We start from the raw sequence: 19,476 nt of genomic DNA, 5'->3' as shown, positions 1-19,476 counted from the left end.
CAGCAGTAACGCCATCGGCACACCGATGAAGCCGACTGTAATTACACCGCCGACGCCGCCAGCTCGCGCAGCTTGCCTTGATGCAGCTCCAGCACGCGATCCAGCCGACGTGCCAGGCTACGGTCATGGGTGACCAGCACCAGGCTGGTGCGCTGGGCGCGGTTGAGGTCCAGCATCAGCTCGAACACCGTGCCGGCGGTCTTGTCGTCGAGGTTGCCGGTAGGCTCGTCGCCCAGCACGCAACCGGGACGGTTGACCAGGGCCCGTGCCACTGCGCAGCGCTGGCGCTCGCCGCCGGACAACTCGCCTGGCTTGTGTTCGATACGATGCCCAAGCCCGACCGACTCCAGCAGCTGCAGTGCCTGCCCGCGCGCCACCGCCACGTCCTTGCCCGACAGCAGCACCGGCATCATCACGTTCTCCAGCGCAGTGAATTCCGGCAACAGATGGTGGAACTGGTAGACGAAGCCCAGTGCCTGGTTGCGCAACTTGCCGCGCTGGCCGTCGGACAGCGCAGACATGCGTTGGCCTGCGACGTACACCTCGCCGGAGGTAGGAGTATCCAGCCCGCCCAGCAGATGCAAAAGCGTGCTCTTGCCGGCACCGGACGCGCCGACGATTGCGACGGTTTCACCGGTCGCTACCGACAGATCCAGGCCGTCGAACACCGGCGTGCGCATCTTGCCTTCGGCATAGGTCTTGGCCAACGCCTCGGCGCGGATCACCACATCGGATTGGTTCGGCTGCTGCATCCCCGACTCCCGATTCTCGCCTCCCGATTCCCGGATCTCATTCATAACGCAGCGCCTCCGCCGGTTGGGTCCGCGAGGCGCGCCACGCCGGGTACAGGGTGGCCAAGAAGCTCATGACCAACGCCACCACGGTGATGACCACCACGTCCTGGGTTTGCATGTCGGTCGGCAGGCCGGTGATGTAGTACACGTCCTCCGGCAGCAGTTTCACGTTGAACACTGCTTCGATCACGCCAAGGATGCGTTCGAGATTGAGCGTCAGCACGATACCGCCGATCACGCCCATGATGGTGCCCATGAAGCCGATCAGCGCCCCCTGCACCATGAACACCTGCATCACGCCACCGGGCGACAGGCCCAGCGTGCGCAGGATGGCGATATCGGCCTGCTTGTCGGTGACCAGCATCACCTGCGAGGACACGAGGTTGAACGCGCCCATCGCCACGATCAACGACAGCAGGATGCCCATCACGGTCTTTTCCATCTTCAAGGAGTGATAGAGGTTGGCGTTTTCGCGGGTCCAGTCGCTGACCAGATACGGGCCGCGCAACTTGAGCGCCAGGTCGCGCGCCACGTTCCAGGCCTGGTCCATGTCATGCAGGCGCAGCCGCACGCCTGTCACCCCGTCCATGCGCAGCACGCGCGCCAGGTCCTGCATGTTGACCACCGCCAGGCCGCGGTCGATCTCGTTGTAGCCGGCCTCGAAGATGCCGCTGACGGTGAAGCGCTTGAGCCGCGGCATTGCGCCCAACGGGGTGGCCTGGGTATCGCTGAGCAGCACGACGATACCGTCGCCCACGTCCACCCCCAGCCAAAGCGCCAGCTCCTTGCCGATGACGATGTTGTAGGAACCTGGCGTCAGGCTGTCGACCGAGCCCTGCTGCATCTTCTTGGCCAGCACCGACACCTTGGCTTCTTCGGAGGGAATCACGCCACGCACGATGGCCGGTTGCTTGCGCGGGCCCTGCAGCAATGATTCGGTTTCGATGTAGGGCGCAGCGCCGACCACGCGCGGATCGGCGGTAGCGACCGCAACCGCACGCGGCCAGTCACGCATCGGCGCACCTTCGGCGCTGACCGTGGCATGCGCGGCCATCTGTAGCAGGCGGTCGCGAATTTCCTTCTGGAACCCGCTCATCACCGCCAGCGTGGTGATGAGCACGGTCACGCCCAGGGCGATGCCCAGGATCGATGCCATCGAGATGAAGGAGATGAAGCCATTGCGCCGCTTGGCACGCAGGTAGCGCAAGCCGATGGCAACCGGGATGGGTTTGAACATGCGGTTCAACCGTGAAAGGGACGCTATGGTGCCACTTGCAGCGCCCGAGACGAAATCGCATGCGCCTGGGCGGCCAGACGCAGTTCACGTCGCTGCGCTGCCGGCAGGGTATCCGGCCAGAAATGCAGCCGATTGCGGCGTTTAGCGGTACCCCGCCAGGACACCACCGCGATCGGCCCGCGCCACCGCACCTGCATGTCTTCCACCCGCTCCCCGTCGACGCTGGCCGCCGCATCGCTCCACGGCACCACCAGCTGACGGAGCGGCGAGCGCAACAGCCGGCGCAGCGAATCCGTGCCCAGCAGCGCGGCATAGCCGGACAACAACAGCGCAGCCCAGATCGGCACGCCGCAGCGCCATACCGCGCACTGGGCCAACAGCGCCATCAGCACCAGCGCGCAGGCTAGAGCGCGCGAAGGCCGCCAATCAAGCCGGCATGGCGCGGATATCGGCGATGAGGGCGGCGTTATCGGCATCGGGGCAGGCCTCGTATCCCATGAACCAGCGCCACAACTTATCGTCTTCGCAATCCAGTAGCTGTAGGAAAACCGCGCGCTCTGCCGCAGGTGCTTGCGCCCAGCGGCGGTCCAGGTAGCGGCCGAACAACTGATCCAGCTCGCGCATGCCGCGCCGGCAACGCCAGCGCAGTTTCTTCAGCAAGGTCTCTTCGTCCATCCCTCTCTCCCCCCGCCCCGCGGCGGGCCGAAAACGACAGCGGCACCTGACCTGGGGCCGGTGCCGCTGCAAACCACATCCCGCCGGGCGGGACCATATTGCCGTGCGATCAGGCGCGACGCGCCATCATCAGCTTCTTGATCTCGGCGATGGCCAATGCCGGATTCAAGCCCTTCGGGCAGGTGCGTGCGCAGTTCATGATGGTGTGGCAGCGATACAGCTTGAACGGGTCTTCCAGGTCGTCCAGACGCGCACCGGTGTCCTCGTCGCGCGAGTCGATGATCCAGCGGTAGGCTTGCAGCAGGATTGCAGGCCCCAGATAACGCTCACCGTTCCACCAGTAGCTTGGGCAGCTGGTCGAGCAGCAGGCGCACAGGATGCATTCGTACAGGCCATCGAGCTTCTTGCGGTCTTCCGGTGACTGCAGGCGCTCGCGGTCCGGCGGTGCCGGGGTCTGGGTGCGGATCCACGGCTTGATCGAGGCGTACTGCGCATAGAAATGCGTCAGGTCCGGCACCAGGTCCTTGATGACGTCCATGTGCGGCAGCGGATAGATCGGCACCTCGGCCTTGCCGCAGGCGGCAATCGCCTTGGTGCAGGCCAGTGTATTGGTGCCGTCGATGTTCATTGCGCACGAACCACAGATGCCTTCGCGGCAGGAGCGGCGGAAGGTCAGGGTCGGGTCGACCTCGTTCTTGATCTTGATGAGTGCGTCCAGCACCATCGGACCGCACTTGTCCAGATCGATCTCGTAGCTGTCGGTGCGCGGATTGGCGTCGCCATCCGGATCCCAACGGTAGACCTTGAAGGTGCGGGTGTTCTTGGCACCTTGAGCAGGGTAATGCTTGCCCTTGCCGATCTTGGAATTCTTGGGGAGGGTGAACTCTGCCATGGCTTTAAAATCCGGGAATGAGGATTGGGGAATGGGGAATCGGAAAGCCGGGACACGAAGCGCGCTTGCGCCGCATTCGATTCCCGATTCCCGATTCCCGATTCCCGGCTTTGGTCAGTAGACGCGCGGCTTCGGCGGAACCACATCCACTTCCTTGCTCAGCGTGTACATGTGGACCGGGCGATAATCGAAATCGCACTGGCCCTTGTCGTCCACGGTGACCAGCGTGTGCTTCTGCCAGTTGACGTCGTCGCGGTCGGGGAAGTCCTCGTGCGCATGCGCGCCGCGGCTTTCCTTGCGTTGCTCGGCCGAATTGATCGTCGCCACTGCGTTGAGCAGCAGGTTGTTCAATTCGTAGGTCTCGATCAGGTCCGAATTCCATACCAGCGAGCGGTCCGACACCTTGACGTCTTCGAAGGTGGCGAAAATCTCCGCCATCTTGTCCACGCCTTCCTTCAGTGTCTTGCTGGTACGGAACACCGCCGCGTCCGATTGCATGGTGCGCTGCATGTTGTCGCGGATCACCGAGGTCGGCGTGGAGCCGTTGGCGTGGCGCAACTTGTCCAGCAGGCCCAGCGCCTTGTCGCAGGCATCGGACGGCAACGGCTTGTGCGGCTGGTTGGTCTTGACCGTCTCGGCGCACCGGTTAGCCACTGCGCGGCCGAACACCACCAGGTCCAGCAGCGAGTTGGAGCCCAGGCGGTTGGCGCCGTGCACCGACACGCAGGCCGCTTCGCCGATGGCGTACAGGCCGGGGACCACCGCATCCGGGTTGTCGCCTTGCTTGCGTACGACTTCGCCGTGGTAGTTGGTGGGAATGCCGCCCATGTTGTAATGCACGGTCGGCAGCACCGGAATCGGCTGCTTGGCCACGTCCACACCCGCAAAGATGTGCGCGCTCTCGGCAATGCCGGGCAGCTTGTCGTTGATGACTTCCGGGCCGAGGTGGGTCAGGTCGAGCAGGATATGGTCCTTGTGCTCGCCCACGCCGCGGCCTTCGCGGATTTCGATGGTCATCGAACGCGACACCACGTCGCGCGAAGCCAGGTCCTTGTAGTGCGGTGCATAGCGCTCCATGAAGCGCTCGCCGTTGCTGTTGCGCAGGATGCCGCCTTCGCCACGCACGCCTTCGGTAATCAGGCAGCCCGCACCGTAGATGCCGGTGGGGTGGAACTGCACGAACTCCATGTCCTGCATCGGCAGGCCGGCACGCATCACCAGGCCGCCGCCATCGCCGGTACAGGTATGGGCGGAGGTTGCGCTGAAATACGCGCGGCCGTAGCCGCCGGTCGCCAGCACCACGCCATGGGCGCGGAACAGGTGCAGCGAGCCTTCGGCCATGTCCAGCGCGAGCACGCCGCGGCAGACGCCTTCTTCGTCGAAAATCAGGTCGAGCGCGAAATACTCAATCATGAAACGCGCGTTGTGCGCAAGCGACTGCTGGTACAGCGTGTGCAGCATCGCGTGGCCGGTGCGGTCGGCGGCGGCGCAGGTGCGCTGCGCGGACGGGCCTTCGCCGTACTTGGTGGTCATGCCGCCGAACGGACGCTGGTAGATCTTGCCTTCTTCGGTGCGCGAGAACGGCACGCCGTAGTGTTCCAGCTCGATGATGGCCGGAATCGCTTCGCGGCACATGTATTCGATGGCGTCCTGGTCGCCCAGCCAGTCCGACCCCTTGATGGTGTCGTAGAAGTGGTAGCGCCAGTCGTCCTCACCCATGTTGCCGAGCGCGGCGGAAATACCGCCCTGCGCCGCCACGGTGTGCGAACGGGTCGGGAAGACCTTGGTCAGGCAAACCGTCTGCAGACCCTTCTGGGCCAGGCCGAAGGTTGCGCGCAGGCCGGCACCGCCGGCGCCCACCACGACCATGTCGTACTTGTGTTCAGTGATCTTGTAAGCGGACATCTAATCTGGATTCCTGTTCAGTGCGCCCGATGACTCAGGCACCGCCCAGCGCGATGCGCGCCACTGCGAAAATGCTGACGATCACGCCAAGCACGGCGATGAACTTCACCGTGGTCTGCAACGCCAGTGCCAGCAGCGAATTGTGGATGTAGTCCTCGAGCACGACCTGCAGCCCAAGCTGCGCGTGCCAGAACATCGCCACCAGGAAACCCACCAGCAATACGGCATTCCAGGGCTTGGAGACCGCCGCCACTGCGGTCGGGTAGTCGGAACCGAGCAGGCTCAGCACGAACACCACGAACCAGATCGCCAGCACCACCAGCGCCGTAGCGGTCAGGCGCTGCAGCACGAAGTGCTCGGTCCCGGTCTTGGCGGCGCCCAGGCCGCGCACGGTCTTCAACGGGGTACGGTAACGGCTCATGCGGCGGCTCCGGTCAAGACGTAGGCCCAGATCGCGGCGGTGATGACCAGGCTGGCGACCACCGAGGTCCAGCTGCTCCGCACGAAGGCCGGGATGCTGAAGCCGTGGCCGAAGTCCTGCACGATGTGGCGGATGCCGTTGGACAGGTGATAGGCAAACGCCCATGACCATGCAAACAGGAACAGCTGGCCATACCAGGCGCCCAGCTGTTGGGTGAGGCACGACCAGTGGTCCTGCCCAAGCATCAACACCAGCAGAGCGACGGCAATGACCAGCGCCCCTCCGGAAAGAATGACGCCGGTGGCTCGATGCAGGATCGAGGTCGCCATCTGGATCTGCCAGCGATATACCTGCAGATGTGGGGAAGTGGGACGTTCGCGGATCGCCATTCGCTGGGCTCGTTATCTCGGCTGGGCGGCATTAGGCCGCTGTGGCTAAAGGCTGCTCAAAAATCGATGCAGCGTCCATTTTTTTCCCAGTCGCCATAGCGCGTCGGCTCGGGGCCGTCGCGCCCACCGATCTCCTTGGGCAGGGGCTGCGTCTCGGGAATATGCTCCTGAGAGGAAGGCTGCGTCTCGGAATTCTGCGCTGGCGTGGGGGTTGGATGGCCTATCATAGTGGTCTCACAACGTTGCGATTTTAGTCCTCCCCTTCCGTGGCTGACAACCTGAATCTTATTCCGCAGGGTTTTGGCTCCCTGCACGACATGCAATACGTCCGCTTGATCGGGGCGGATGCGGTGGCGTTCGCGCATGCGCAATTTGCCAACGACGTCCAGGCGCTGGCGATCGGGCAGTGGCAATGGAATGCGTGGTTGACGGCGAAGGGGCGCGTGATCGCCATCTTCGCACTCCTGCGTGAGGACGACACGCACCTGCTGATGATGCTGCCCGATGGCAACGCGGCCGAGATCGCCGCGCAACTGGGGCGTTTCGTGTTCCGGCGCAAGCTGAAGATCGCAGTGGCCACGCTTGCGGCCTATGCCGGCTTCCAGGCGCCGCAGCAGGCACAAGGCGCACAGGCGGCCATCGCTGCGCAGCACATCGAACTGGATTTCGGCAGCAGTGCCCTGCCGCGCACATTGGTGCTGCTGACAAGCGAGGCATTGGCTGCGCCTATCGATCTGCCCGGCATCGACGCCCAATGGCGATGCGCCGATCTGCACCTGGGCCTGGTGCGCCTGCCGCAGGCGCAGCGCGAGCAGTGGACCCCGCAGCAACTGGCACTCGACCGCCTGCAGGCCTTCAGCGTCAAGAAGGGCTGCTATCCCGGCCAGGAAATCGTGGCGCGTACACATTTCCTCGGCAAGGCCAAGCGCGCTGTGCACCTGCTCGACAGCGACACCGCCGTCGCGCTGGGCGATGCGATCAGCCTGGACGGCGCCGAGGTGGGCACCGTGGTCAGCGTCGCCGGCACCCTGGCCCTGGCGGTGCTACCGCTGGAGCTGGTCATCGGCGACGGCATGGCGCTGACGGCAGGGGATGTTCCTGCCAGATTGCTGCAGATGGTGCCTGGGCTGGCGCGCTGAGGCATACCCGCGTCTGTATTGGCAGGGCCCCGGGCCGCGCACGCCCGAACGGCGGCGATGGGAAGCGTGCAGCCAGCATTGTCCCGCACAGGCATGGAGCACCTGTTTTGTTCCGCTACCGGCCTGGAGACGCCGGCAGCGCAACGCCGTGCTCAGGCAGTGGCAAGGGTCAAACGCTCGCCAGTCGCTGGGTCGAAGAAGTGCAGCGCATCGCTGCGTAGCGCCAGTCGCAGCGGCTGACCGACCGCCGGCAAGGCCTGCGGTGCGACGCGGATCACCAGCGGTTGCCCGCCGCGATCCAGGTTGAGGAAGATCTCGTTGCCCACCGGCTCGATCACCTCGATACGTGCCTCAAAGCCCAACGCTGGATCGCTGGATGGCTGCAAGTGCTCCGGTCGCACCCCGACGATCACATCCTGGCCGAACCAGCGGCGATCCACCTGCGCGGCACCCAATGGCACACGCCAGCCATCGGCCAGCAGCAACTGCAGGCCGTCCTGCTCCTCCAGCCGGCCCTGCAGCAGGTTCATCGCCGGGCTGCCCAGGAAACCGGCCACGAACAGGTTGGCCGGGCGGTCGTACAGCGCCATCGGGCTGTCGATCTGCTGGATCACGCCGTCCTTGAGCACCACGATGCGCTGGCCCAGCGTCATCGCTTCGACCTGGTCGTGGGTGACGTAGATCATGGTAGTGCCGAGCTTGCGGTGCAGCTGCGCGATCTCGGTGCGCACGCTGTGGCGCAGCTTTGCGTCCAGGTTCGACAGCGGCTCGTCGAGCAGGAACACCGACGATTCACGCACCATCGCCCGCCCCAGCGCCACGCGCTGGCGCTGGCCGCCGGACATCGCCTTGGGCAGCTTGTCCAGCATCGGAGTCAGCCCGAGCAACGCGGCGGCGTTGTTGACGCGCTCGGCAATCACCTGTTTGGGGTGGCCGCGCAGCTTGAGCCCGAAGGCCAGGTTCTCGGCCACGGTCATGTGCGGATACAGCGCGTAACTCTGGAACACCATGGCGATGTCACGGTCCTTGGGCGCCACGTCGTTGACCACGCGCTCGCCGATCCTCAGCGTGCCCGCACTGATGTCTTCGAGCCCGGCGATCATGCGCAACAAGGTCGACTTGCCGCAGCCCGATGGCCCCACCAACACCATTAGCTCGCCATCGGCGACCTCGAAGCTCGCGCCCTGCACCGCCACCTGGCCGTTGTCGTAGACCTTGCGGACCCCTTCCAGCTGCACTTTCGCCATCGTTCGGCCTCAACTGTGTATGCGCCCTGCCCTCGGCCCTCCCGACGGCAGTGACGACCGACCCACCCGCAAGGAGTGTCCCTGCAAACGAATGCATTGGTTTATTCTGACATGTAATCGTTTTCACATGGCAACATCGGCTGCGTGAGGAATCATGCCGCAATCGCGCCATGCGGCCGTGATCGATGGCATTGGCAGCGATGCGGTGTCGCCATTGCGCCGCGCATTTGCCGCCACTCCGTCGATGCGCTCGCCGCTGACCGCCAGTTGCTGCAACAATCGGGGATTGGGCGTGAGCGTCCATCCCCCGCTGCGCCCACGCAAGTGTCGTGCAGGAACAGACCCACCGACCGCCGGCTGCCCGGCGCCTTTCCGCCAAGCTGCTGATAACGATGTCCCCAGAATCCGAAACGCGCTCCATGCACAACACCCTGATCCTGTTTGGCGCCACCGGCGATCTTGCCCAGCGCTATCTGTTCCCCTCCTTGCTGCGCCTGTTCATCGATGGGCTGCTGCCCGACGACTTTCGCATCCTTGCACTGGCATTGTCGCCGCACGACACCGAGGCGTTCCGCGAGGTGCTGCGCCCGCGCCTGACCGACGCACTGCCGATCGCCACGCCCGCGCAGATCCAGGCGCTGTTGCAGCGGGTCGATTACCGCTCGGTGGACCTGCGCAACGCCGAATCGGTGGCCGAGGCGGTGCGTGAGCTGGCAAGCCGCCAGATTGTCAGCTACCTGGCGATTCCGCCGGGCCTGTACATCAGCACCTGCCAGGGCCTGGCCCTGGGTGGCGCACTGGCGGCGCCGCACCGGCTGATGCTGGAAAAGCCGATCGGCCACGATTCGGACAGCGCCCGCGAGATCCTGCAGTCGATCGGCGCGCTGATCGACGAAGACCGCGTGTTCCGCCTGGACCATTACCTGGGCAAGGCGGCAGTCCAGAACCTGGTGGCACTGCGCTTTGGCAATACCCTGCTGGAGGCGGTCTGGAACCGCACCTACATCGAATCGGTGCAAATCCTGGTGGCCGAAAGCGAAGGCGTGGACGGGCGCGATGCCTACTACGCCCGTTCCGGTGCGCTGCGCGACATGGTGCAGAGCCATATCCTGCAGCTGCTGTGCCTGGTGGCGATGGAGCCGCCGGCCTCGCTGGAAGCCGACCGCATCCGCGACGAGAAGGTCAAGGTGCTGCGTGCGTTGCGCCCGATGACCGCCGTACACGCCGCGCACGACAGCGTGCGCGGCCGCTACACCGCCGGCAGCATCAATGGCCAGCCCGCGCAGGCCTACCAGCCGCCGGAAGGCAGCGACGTGGAAACCTTCGTCGCGGTGACCGCGCACATCGACAACTGGCGCTGGGCCGGGGTGCCGTTCCACTTGTGCACCGGCAAGCGCCTGGCCGAACGCTCCACCCGCATCGTGGTCACGCTCAAGCCGGTGACTCACTGGCTGTTCGAGCGGCCGGGCCGGCAGAATGCGGTGCCCAACCGCCTGACCTTCCAGTTGCAGCCGCAGGAAAACATCGAACTGGGCCTGATGAGCAGCCTGGCCGGCCCGGAATGGGGTGCGATCGAACTGCAGCCGCTGGAGCTGGAGCTATCGGTGCCGACCGGCCTGCACCGCCGCATTGCCTATGAACGCTTGTTCGCCGATGCCTTCAACGGCAACCCGGCGCTGTTCGTGCGCGACGACGAGGTCAAGGCCGCCTGGGCCTGGATCGACAGTGTCAGCGATGCCTGGAAGAGCGCGGCGCTGCCACTACAGCTCTACCCGGCCGGCAGTTGGGGGCCGGAATCGGCCGCCCCGTTCCTGCCCCCGGCCACCGACGCACAGGGAAACAACGCATGACCGCTCTTTCCAAGCCGGTGCTGGTTGCCGATATCGGCGGGACCAATGCGCGCTTCGCACTGGCCGATGTGAACGCCTCGGTGCCGTTGCTGGACGACACCTCGCGCGAATTCGCGGTGGTGGAATTCGCCTCGCTTGGCGAAGCCGCACGCTACTACCTGGACCAGATCGGCGTGCAGGCCACTCAGGGCGTGTTCGCCGTGGCCGGGCGCGTGGATGGCGATGAAGCACGCATCACCAACCATCCGTGGGTAATTTCGCGCACGCGCACCGCCAGCATGCTGGGTTTCAGCACCTTGCACCTCATCAACGACTTCGCCGCGCAGGCAATGGCGATCAGCCTGCTGCGCCCGCAGGACGTGGTGCAGGTGGGCGGCGCCAGCTGGCGGCCCGCCCCCATCGATCAGCCGCGCAACTACGGCGTGATCGGCCCAGGCACCGGCCTGGGCGTGGGCGGCCTGATTATCCGCAATGGGCGCTGTTTTCCGCTGGAGACCGAGGGCGGCCACGTCAGCTTTCCGCCGGGCACGCCGGAAGAAATCCGCATCCTGGAGATCCTGTCCGAGCAATTCGGGCGAGTGTCCAACGAGCGCCTGATCTGCGGCCCGGGCCTGGTCAACATCCACCGTGCGCTCAGCGAGATCGCCGGTGTCGATCCCGGCCCGCTGCAACCCAAGGACATCACCGCCCGTGCGGCGGCCGGTGACCCGCGCGCGGGGCGCACCATCGACCTGTTCTGCGCCATCTTCGGTGCCATTGCCGGCGACATGGTGCTGATGCAGGGCGCCTGGGACGGCGTCTTCCTCACCGGCGGGCTGGTGCCCAAGGTGCTGGATTCGCTGCAGCATTCCGGCTTTCGCCAGCGCTTCGAGCACAAGGGCCGGTTCTCCGCGATCATGTCCAGGGTGCCTTCGCTGGCGGTGATGCACCCGCATGCCGGCTTGCTCGGCGCCGCGGCGTATGCGGTGGACGCGCAGCGCAAGCATCCAGGAGAGCAGCGATGAGCCTGCCAAGCGACCCGCGCATCGTCCTGGTGCGTTACGACGACCCGGCCGAGTGGACCGAGGCGGTGGCCAGCGAAATGGCTGATCTGCTGGAGCAGGAGATCTCCCGCCGCGGGCAGGCACGCATGCTGCTCTCCGGCGGGACCACGCCTGCACCTGTCTATGAATCGCTGGCGCATCGCCCGCTGGACTGGTCACGCGTGGAAGTCGGCCTGGTCGATGAGCGCTGGCTGTCGCCGCAGGACCAGGACAGCAACGCATGGCTGGTCAGGCACAGCTTCCTGACCCACGCGGCGGCTGCAACCTTCATTCCGCTGGTGCGCCCTGGCAAGCAGCTGCCCGAGTGCGTGCACACGGCGAACCTGCAGGCCAGGCATGCCGAACCCGCGTGCCTGGCGGCGCTGGGCATGGGCGGCGATGGGCACACCGCCTCGCTGTTTCCAGGAGCCACCGACCTGCCCAAGGCCCTGGCCAGCCCCCAGCCCTACGCCTCCCTGGATGCCACCGGCTGCCCCGGTGCCAACCAATGGCCGCTGCGCATCACCCTGACCCCCGCCGGGCTGGCACCGATTCCCAGCCGGCTGCTATTGCTGCGCGGCAAGCAAAAGCTCGAGGTCCTGCAGGCGGCGCTGGCCGGCGAAGAGATCAACGCCTACCCAATCCGGGTGGCCCTGCAGCAGCCTGGACCACCGCTGCGCGTGCACTGGTGTGCCTGATGTGCCGTGTACCGGTCATGCAGGCCGTGCTGCACGGCGATCCCGCACCGCACGCTTGCGCAACGTTCCTGCCCGGTGCAGGGCCAGCACAGCGTCGGCAGCGCATGGCCGCCACAGGGCTTACTCGGCCTCGGTTACAACATCCTGCGCCCCAGGGCTGCAGGAATTCGTGTCAACGCATCCCCTTCCCCGTTTCTCATAGCCGGTAGCCAATGAGCCTGCATCCGAACATCCAAGCTGTCACCGACCGCATCCGCAAGCGCAGCGCGCCCTCGCGCGCGGCCTATCTGGCCGGCATCAATGCCGCCCTGCGTGAGGGTCCGTTCCGTAGCCGGTTGAGCTGCGGCAATCTCGCGCATGGCTTCGCGGCCTCCGAGCCCACCGACAAATCGCGCCTGCGCGGCGCGGCCACGCCCAACCTGGGCATCATCACCGCCTATAACGACATGCTGTCGGCGCACCAGCCGTTCGAGCATTATCCGCAGCTGATCCGCGACACCGCGCGTGCGCTCGGCGCCACCGCGCAGGTGGCCGGCGGCGTGCCGGCGATGTGCGATGGCGTCACCCAGGGCCGCGCGGGCATGGAGCTGTCGCTGTTCTCGCGCGACAACATCGCCCAGGCCGCCGCGATCGGCCTGAGCCACGACATGTTCGACAGCGTGGTGTACCTGGGCGTGTGCGACAAGATCGTGCCGGGCCTGCTGATCGGCGCGCTGGCATTCGGGCACCTGCCGGCGATCTTCATGCCGGCTGGCCCGATGACGCCCGGCATTCCGAACAAGCAAAAAGCGGAAGTACGCGAACGCTACGCCGCCGGAGAAGCCACCCGCGCCGAGTTGCTGGAAGCCGAATCGGCGTCCTACCACTCGCCCGGCACCTGCACCTTCTACGGCACCGCCAACTCCAACCAGGTATTGCTCGAAGCGATGGGCGTGCAGCTGCCCGGCGCCTCGTTCGTCAACCCGGAACTGCCGTTGCGCGATGCGCTGACCCGCGAGGGTACCGCGCGTGCGCTGGCGATCTCTGCACTGGGCCAGGATTTCCGCCCGTTCGGCCGCCTGATCGACGAACGCGCCATCGTCAACGCGGTGGTCGCGCTGATGGCCACCGGCGGCTCCACCAACCACACCATCCACTGGATTGCAGTGGCCCGTGCGGCCGGTATCGTGCTCACCTGGGACGACATGGACCTGATCTCGCAGACCGTGCCGCTGCTGACCCGCGTCTACCCGAACGGCGAAGCCGACGTGAACCGCTTCCAGGCCGCCGGCGGCACCGCGTTCGTGTTCCGCGAATTGATGGACGCCGGCTACATGCACGACGACCTGCCCACCGTGGTCGAAGGCGGCATGCGCGCCTACGTCAACGAGCCGCGCCTGCAGGACGGCAAGGTCACCTACGTGCCCGGCACCGCGACCACCGCCGACGACAGCGTCGCGCGGCCGGTCAGCGCTGCGTTCGAAGCCCAGGGTGGCCTGCGTCTGTTGCGCGGCAACCTGGGCCGTTCGCTGATTAAGCTGTCGGCGGTCAAGCCGCAGCACCGCAGCATCCAGGCGCCTGCCGTGGTGATCGACACCCCGCAGGTGCTCAACAAGCTGCATGCAGCCGGCGTGCTGCCGCACGATTTCGTGGTGGTGCTGCGCTACCAGGGCCCGCGGGCAAACGGCATGCCGGAACTGCATTCGATGGCACCGTTGCTGGGCCTGCTGCAGAACCAGGGCCGGCGCGTGGCGCTGGTCACCGACGGCCGCCTGTCCGGTGCGTCGGGCAAGTTCCCGGCGGCCATCCACCTGACTCCCGAAGCCGCGCGCGGCGGCCCGATCGGGCGCGTGCGCGAGGGCGACATCGTGCGCCTGGATGGCGAAGCCGGCACCCTGGAAGTGCTGGTGTCGGCCGAAGAATGGGCCTCGCGCGAGGTCGCGCCGAACACCACGGTGGCCGGCAACGACCTGGGCCGCAACCTGTTCGCCATCAACCGCCAGGTCGTCGGCCCGGCCGACCAGGGCGCGATCTCCATTTCCTGCGGTCCCACCCATCCGGACGGCGCGCTGTGGAGCTACGACGCCGAATACGAACTGGGCGCCGACGCCGCTGCTGCCGACGCACCGCACGAGTCCAAGGACGCCTGATCCTTCCCACTTTGGCGACCGCTTCGGCGGCCGCCGTCCAACGGAGTTGCAATGACGATTGCCCAGACCCAGAACACCGCCGAACAGCTGCTGCGCGACGCCGGCATCCTGCCGGTGGTCACCGTCGATACGCTGGACCAGGCACGCCGCGTCGCCGACGCGCTGCTGGAAGGCGGCCTGCCCGCCATCGAGCTGACCCTGCGCACGCCGGTGGCGATCGATGCGCTGGCCATGCTCAAGCGCGAACTGCCCAACATCGTGATCGGCGCCGGCACCGTGTTGAGCGAACTGCAGCTGCGTCAGTCGGTGGATGCCGGCGCGGATTTCCTGGTGACTCCAGGCACGCCTGCCCCGCTGGCGCGCCTGCTGGCCGATGCGCCGATCCCGGCGGTGCCCGGCGCCGCCACGCCGACCGAACTGCTGACCCTGATGGGCCTGGGGTTCCGCGTATGCAAGCTGTTTCCGGCCACCGCCGTGGGCGGCCTGCAGATGCTCAAGGGTCTGGCCGGCGCGCTGTCCGACCTCAAGCTGTGCCCCACCGGCGGCATCAGCGAAGCCAACGCCGCCGAGTTCCTGTCGCAGCCGAATGTGGTCTGCATCGGCGGGTCGTGGATGGTGCCCAAGGACTGGCTGGCCCAGGGCCAGTGGGACAAGGTCAAGGACAGCTCGGCCAAGGCGGCGGCGATCGTACGGCAGGTGCGGGCGGGTTGATTGCCTGGGCGCTTTGGTCGGCGACTTGATGACCTATGTGATTGGATGTGCTCGTCAGAAAGGACGTGTTGATTCTTTCAACAAGGTTTGGCGACCAAGTGCTGATGCGTGGTAGTTGCCACTCCAACTCTCGATCGCAAGCTGGCAAAGATCGTTCAAAACGTCGCTGGCCAAGCGACTTTTGTTGTTAGAAGCGATGACAATGACAAACCGAGGCGGCAGCGTGGCCTGGGATTGGCGGAGAGCGGCACAGGGATGTGCCGCGCCGAAGAGCCGATGCCGAGGGTCGGCAGGGATTCGTGTAAAAAACAGCCAAAAGTGAGCTAACTTGCTGTCAGAAAAGAAATTTTTCACAACTTCCTGCCGGCCCTCCATACGGGTCCAGGATCACCTTCATGTCTGCGCCTCAACCCCGGTCGTCTAGAGTTGTCAGGATCCCCCGAAGTTGTGTGCTGCCATGCGGATTCGGCAAGGAGTGGAGGGACCAGAGACCTTTTACTCTTGAGGCGACCATCTTTCCTATAAATGAGGTATGCCTGATGGATCCCATTCGTCCGCGCCTGCCAAGTCCTACCCACGAACTTCTGGCCAGACCCCAGCCGGATAGGGTTCAGCCGCAGCCGACTGCAGATCGTGGGGGGTCTCCGCCTGCTGGCAGCCCCCTGGATGGCTTGCCCGCTCGACGGACGATGTCCCGGCCCCGTGTCCCGTCTCCCCCTGCCCCCTTGCCTGCGTTCTTCCATCCGTGGCTTCTTGATACATCGCTTTTTGATTCGATGTCTGCCTTCGGCGCTCCTCATACAGAGGCTGCCTCAGGAGAGGGGGATGAGATGCAATCGGGTCTGCGTGCAGCCGATGACCCGCAACCCACCGTGCACGTCGCTGTGACGGCCGCGCGGCCGCCGCGCGCCAAGCCGGCGCCGCGACGGCGTGCTGCGCCCCCCCCCGACGCTTCGCCGGCCGCGCAGGTGGATCTATGCACGCTTGGCTACAGCCAGCAGCAGCAAGAGAAGATCAAACCGAATGCTCGTTCGACAGTAGCACAGCACCACGAGGCACTGATCGGCCATGGGTTTACACATGCGCACATCGTTACGCTCAGCCAACACCCGGCAGCATTAGGGACCGTCGCTGTCAAGTACCAGGCCATGATCGCGGCGTTGCCGGAGGCGACACATGAAGACATCGTTGGCGTCGGCAAGCAGTGGTCCGGCGCACGCGCCCTGGAAGCATTGCTCACGGTGTCGGGAGAGTTGAGAGGTCCACCATTACAGTTGGACACAGGCCAACTTCTCAAGATTGCAAAACGTGGCGGCGTGACCGCGGTGGAGGCAGTGCATGCATGGCGCAATGCACTGACGGGCGCTCCCCTGAACCTGACCCCGGACCAGGTGGTGGCCATCGCCAGCCACGATGGCGGCAAGCAGGCGCTGGAGACGGTGCAGCGGCTGTTGCCGGTGCTGTGCCAGGCCCATGGCCTGACCCCGGACCAGGTGTTAGCCATCGCCAGCAATAACGGCGGCAAGCAGGCGCTGGAGACGGTGCAGCGGCTGTTGCCGGTGCTGTGCCAGGCCCATGGCCTGACCCCGGACCAGGTGGTGGCCATCGCCAGCAATAACGGCGGCAAGCAGGCGCTGGAGACGGTGCAGCGGCTGTTGCCGGTGCTGTGCCAGGCCCATGGCCTGACCCCGGACCAGGTGGTGGCCATCGCCAGCAATAACGGCGGCAAGCAGGCGCTGGAGACGGTGCAGCGGCTGTTGCCGGTGCTGTGCCAGGCCCATGGCCTGACCCCGGACCAGGTGGTGGCCATCGCCAGCCACGATGGCGGCAAGCAGGCGCTGGAGACGGTGCAGCGGCTGTTGCCGGTGCTGTGCCAGGCCCATGGCCTGACCCCGGACCAGGTGGTGGCCATCGCCAGACACGATGGCGGCAAGCAGGCGCTGGAGACGGTGCAGCGGCTGTTGCCGGTGCTGTGCCAGGCCCATGGCCTGACCCCGGACCAGGTGGTGGCCATCGCCAGCCACGATGGCGGCAAGCAGGCGCTGGAGACGGTGCAGCGGCTGTTGCCGGTGCTGTGCCAGGCCCATGGCCTGACCCCGGACCAGGTGGTGGCCATCGCCAGCCACGATGGCGGCAAGCAAGCGCTGGAGACGGTGCAGCGGCTGTTGCCGGTGCTGTGCCAGGCCCATGGCCTGCCCCCGGACCAGGTGGTGGCCATCGCCAGCCACGATGGCGGCAAGCAGGCGCTGGAGACGGTGCAGCGGCTGTTGCCGGCGCTGTGCCAGGCCCATGACCTGACCCGGGACCAGGTGGTGGCCATCGCCAGCAATGGCGGCGGCAAGCAGGCGCTGGAGACGGTGCAGCGGCTGTTGCCGGTGCTGTGCCAGGCCCATGGCCTGACCCGGGACCAGGTGGTGGCCATCGCCAGCAATGGCGGCGGCAAGCAGGCGCTGGAGACGGTGCAGCGGCTGTTGCCGGTGCTGTGCCAGGCCCATGGCCTGACCCGGGACCAGGTGGTGGCCATCGCCAGCAATGGCGGCGGCAAGCAGGCGCTGGAGACGGTGCAGCGGCTGTTGCCGGTGCTGTGCCAGGCCCATGGCCTGACCCGGGACCAGGTGGTGGCCATCGCCAGCAATGGCGGCGGCAAGCAGGCGCTGGAGACGGTGCAGCGGCTGTTGCCGGTGCTGTGCCAGGCCCATGGCCTGACCCGGGACCAGGTGGTGGCCATCGCCAGCCACGATGGCGGCAAGCAGGCGCTGGAGACGGTGCAGCGGCTGTTGCCGGTGCTGTGCCAGGCCCATGGCCTGACCCGGGACCAGGTGGTGGCCATCGCCAGCCACTATGGCGGCAAGCAGGCGCTGGAGACGGTGCAGCGGCTGTTGCCGGTGCTGTGCCAGGCCCATGGCCTGACCCGGGACCAGGTGGTGGCCATCGCCAGCAATGGCGGCGGCAAGCAGGCGCTGGAGACGGTGCAGCGGCTGTTGCCGGTGCTGTGCCAGGCCCATGGCCTGACCCCGGACCAGGTGGTGGCCATCGCCAGCCACGATGGCGGCAAGCAGGCGCTGGAGACGGTGCAGCGGCTGTTGCCGGTGCTGTGCCAGGCCCATGGCCTGACCCCGGACCAGGTGGTGGCCATCGCCAGCAATAACGGCGGCAAGCAGGCGCTGGAGACGGTGCAGCGGCTGTTGCCGGTGCTGTGCCAGGCCCATGGCCTGACCCGGGACCAGGTGGTGGCCATCGCCAGCCACGATGGCGGCAAGCCGGCGCTGGAGACGGTGCAGCGGCTGTTGCCGGTGCTGTGCCAGGCCCATGGCCTGACCCCGGACCAGGTGGTGGCCATCGCCAGCCACGATGGCGGCAAGCAGGCGCTGGAGAGCATTTTTGCCCAGTTATCTCGCCCTGATCAGGCGTTGGCCGCGTTGACCAACGACCACCTCGTTGCCTTGGCCTGCCTCGGCGGGCGTCCTGCGCTGGAGGCAGTGAAAAAGGGATTGCCGCACGCGCCGACCTTGATCAAAAGAACCAATCGCCGTCTTCCCGAACGCCCGTCCCATCGCGTTGCCGACCACGCGCAAGTGGCTCGCGTGCTGAGTTTTTTCCAGTGCCACTCCCACCCAGCGCAAGCATTTGATGAAGCCATGACGCAGTTCGGGATGAGCAGGCACGGGTTGTTACAGCTATTTCGCAGAGTGGGCGTCACCGAACTCGAAGCCCGCAGTGGAACGCTCCCCCCAGCCCCGCAGCGTTGGCACCGTATCCTCCAGGCATCAGGGATGAAAGGGGCCAAACCGTCCTGTGCTTCGGCTCAAACGCCGGACCAGGCGTCTTTGCATGCATTCGCCGATTCGCTGGAGCGTGAGCTGGATGCGCCCAGCCCAATAGACCGGGCGGGCCAGGCGCTGGCAAGCAGCAGCCGTAAACGGTCCCGATCGGAGAGTTCTGTCACCGGCTCCTTCGCACAGCAAACTGTCGAGGTGCGCGTTCCCGAACAGCGCGATGGGCTGCATGCCCCCCCCCTCAGCTGGGGTGTAAAACGCCTGCGTACCAGGATCGGGGGCGGCCTCCCGGATCCTGGTACACCCATGGAGGCCGATCTGGCAGCGTCCAGCACCATGATCTGGGAACAAGACGCGGACCCCTTCGCAGGGGCGGCGGATGATTTCCCGGCATTCAACGAAGAGGAGATGGCATGGTTGATGGACCTATTTCCTCAGTGAGGCTCAGTCGGGGATTACCTGAGCGTTGGCAGGGATGGGTGTAATAAACCTCTCACTCAATGAGCTAGCTCACTTTTGGCTGTTTTCTACACTAATCCCTGCCGACCCTCATGCCCGGTTGCGCTGCCGCCTGCCGCCGAAGTCAGTGAC

Annotated in this window: 18 protein-coding genes; 7 read left to right on the top strand and 11 right to left on the bottom strand. The window is 66.0% G+C overall.

Going from position 1 to position 19,476, the window contains the following annotated elements:
* Positions 1 to 41: 41 nt before the first annotated feature.
* From lolD to ACCQ13_RS11340, 9 genes are all read right to left on the bottom strand, one after another.
* The gene (gene lolD / locus ACCQ13_RS11380) at positions 42 to 752 is read right to left on the bottom strand and encodes a lipoprotein-releasing ABC transporter ATP-binding protein LolD (RefSeq protein ID WP_167526905.1); all 711 of its coding nucleotides are present in this window, start codon (positions 750 to 752) and stop codon (positions 42 to 44) included.
* Between the two features lie 37 nt (positions 753 to 789).
* Positions 790 to 2,031 carry a lipoprotein-releasing ABC transporter permease subunit gene (locus tag ACCQ13_RS11375; protein ID WP_159407201.1) on the bottom strand — a complete coding sequence of 414 codons (1,242 nt, stop codon included), beginning with the start codon at positions 2,029 to 2,031 and terminating at the stop codon, positions 790 to 792.
* Positions 2,032 to 2,054: 23 nt separating this feature from the next.
* On the bottom strand, positions 2,055 to 2,507 hold the full coding sequence (locus ACCQ13_RS11370; RefSeq protein WP_159407200.1) for a hypothetical protein: 453 nt from the start codon (positions 2,505 to 2,507) through the stop codon (positions 2,055 to 2,057).
* Complete coding sequence (locus ACCQ13_RS11365) at positions 2,458 to 2,706, bottom strand: FAD assembly factor SdhE (protein WP_104605114.1); 249 nt, start codon at positions 2,704 to 2,706, stop codon at positions 2,458 to 2,460. The genes ACCQ13_RS11370 and ACCQ13_RS11365 overlap by 50 nt, the downstream gene beginning before the upstream one ends.
* A gap of 109 nt (positions 2,707 to 2,815) precedes the next feature.
* A complete protein-coding gene (locus tag ACCQ13_RS11360) occupies positions 2,816 to 3,598 on the bottom strand; it encodes a succinate dehydrogenase iron-sulfur subunit (protein WP_104605116.1) in 783 nt (260 codons plus the stop codon).
* Between the two features lie 114 nt (positions 3,599 to 3,712).
* Entirely contained in the window at positions 3,713 to 5,503 is a 1,791-nt protein-coding gene (sdhA, locus tag ACCQ13_RS11355; protein ID WP_104605118.1) for a succinate dehydrogenase flavoprotein subunit, read from the bottom strand.
* A gap of 34 nt (positions 5,504 to 5,537) precedes the next feature.
* Positions 5,538 to 5,924: a succinate dehydrogenase, hydrophobic membrane anchor protein gene (gene sdhD, locus ACCQ13_RS11350; RefSeq protein ID WP_159407199.1), complete on the bottom strand. Its 387-nt coding sequence runs from the start codon at positions 5,922 to 5,924 to the stop codon at positions 5,538 to 5,540.
* Positions 5,921 to 6,313, bottom strand: a complete 393-nt coding sequence (sdhC, locus tag ACCQ13_RS11345) for a succinate dehydrogenase, cytochrome b556 subunit (protein WP_104605120.1) — start codon at positions 6,311 to 6,313, stop codon at positions 5,921 to 5,923. The genes sdhD and sdhC overlap by 4 nt, the downstream gene beginning before the upstream one ends.
* A gap of 56 nt (positions 6,314 to 6,369) precedes the next feature.
* On the bottom strand, positions 6,370 to 6,540 hold the full coding sequence (locus tag ACCQ13_RS11340; RefSeq protein ID WP_167526904.1) for a DUF1674 domain-containing protein: 171 nt from the start codon (positions 6,538 to 6,540) through the stop codon (positions 6,370 to 6,372).
* A 39-nt stretch (positions 6,541 to 6,579) separates the two neighbouring features.
* On the opposite strand from ACCQ13_RS11340, the gene ygfZ reads away from it, so the two are divergent.
* Positions 6,580 to 7,452 (top strand): CAF17-like 4Fe-4S cluster assembly/insertion protein YgfZ, encoded by an 873-nt coding sequence (gene ygfZ, locus ACCQ13_RS11335; protein ID WP_159407197.1) that lies wholly within the window; start codon positions 6,580 to 6,582, stop codon positions 7,450 to 7,452.
* Between the two features lie 152 nt (positions 7,453 to 7,604).
* Here the strand turns inward: ygfZ and ACCQ13_RS11330 are convergent, their stop codons facing one another.
* On the bottom strand, positions 7,605 to 8,699 hold the full coding sequence (locus tag ACCQ13_RS11330; RefSeq protein ID WP_159407196.1) for an ABC transporter ATP-binding protein: 1,095 nt from the start codon (positions 8,697 to 8,699) through the stop codon (positions 7,605 to 7,607).
* 123 nt (positions 8,700 to 8,822) lie between these two features.
* Complete coding sequence (locus ACCQ13_RS11325) at positions 8,823 to 8,978, bottom strand: hypothetical protein (protein WP_159407195.1); 156 nt, start codon at positions 8,976 to 8,978, stop codon at positions 8,823 to 8,825.
* 140 nt (positions 8,979 to 9,118) lie between these two features.
* Between ACCQ13_RS11325 and zwf the strand changes: the two genes are divergently transcribed.
* The 6 genes from zwf (at position 9,119) to avrBs3 (ending at position 19,326) form a co-directional block, all read left to right on the top strand.
* A complete protein-coding gene (gene zwf, locus ACCQ13_RS11320; RefSeq protein ID WP_159407194.1) occupies positions 9,119 to 10,549 on the top strand; it encodes a glucose-6-phosphate dehydrogenase in 1,431 nt (476 codons plus the stop codon).
* Positions 10,546 to 11,553 carry a glucokinase gene (glk, locus tag ACCQ13_RS11315; RefSeq protein WP_104605130.1) on the top strand — a complete coding sequence of 336 codons (1,008 nt, stop codon included), beginning with the start codon at positions 10,546 to 10,548 and terminating at the stop codon, positions 11,551 to 11,553. Before zwf ends, glk begins: the two co-directional genes overlap by 4 nt.
* A complete protein-coding gene (gene pgl, locus ACCQ13_RS11310) occupies positions 11,550 to 12,269 on the top strand; it encodes a 6-phosphogluconolactonase (protein ID WP_104605132.1) in 720 nt (239 codons plus the stop codon). Before glk ends, pgl begins: the two co-directional genes overlap by 4 nt.
* Before the next feature lie 212 nt (positions 12,270 to 12,481).
* The gene (gene edd, locus ACCQ13_RS11305; RefSeq protein WP_104605134.1) at positions 12,482 to 14,398 is read left to right on the top strand and encodes a phosphogluconate dehydratase; all 1,917 of its coding nucleotides are present in this window, start codon (positions 12,482 to 12,484) and stop codon (positions 14,396 to 14,398) included.
* Positions 14,399 to 14,449: 51 nt separating this feature from the next.
* Positions 14,450 to 15,109 (top strand): bifunctional 4-hydroxy-2-oxoglutarate aldolase/2-dehydro-3-deoxy-phosphogluconate aldolase, encoded by a 660-nt coding sequence (locus ACCQ13_RS11300; protein WP_104605136.1) that lies wholly within the window; start codon positions 14,450 to 14,452, stop codon positions 15,107 to 15,109.
* Between the two features lie 539 nt (positions 15,110 to 15,648).
* A complete protein-coding gene (avrBs3, locus tag ACCQ13_RS11295; protein ID WP_274391943.1) occupies positions 15,649 to 19,326 on the top strand; it encodes a type III secretion system effector avirulence protein AvrBs3 in 3,678 nt (1,225 codons plus the stop codon).
* Positions 19,327 to 19,476: the final 150 nt, after the last annotated feature.

Origin of the sequence: Xanthomonas sp. NCPPB 1638, assembly GCF_041475635.2 — a bacterium.
Lineage (GTDB): Bacteria > Pseudomonadota > Gammaproteobacteria > Xanthomonadales > Xanthomonadaceae > Xanthomonas > Xanthomonas cucurbitae.
Note: the sequence above shows the minus strand (reverse complement) of the source record. Positions and strands in the feature narration are given on the sequence as shown.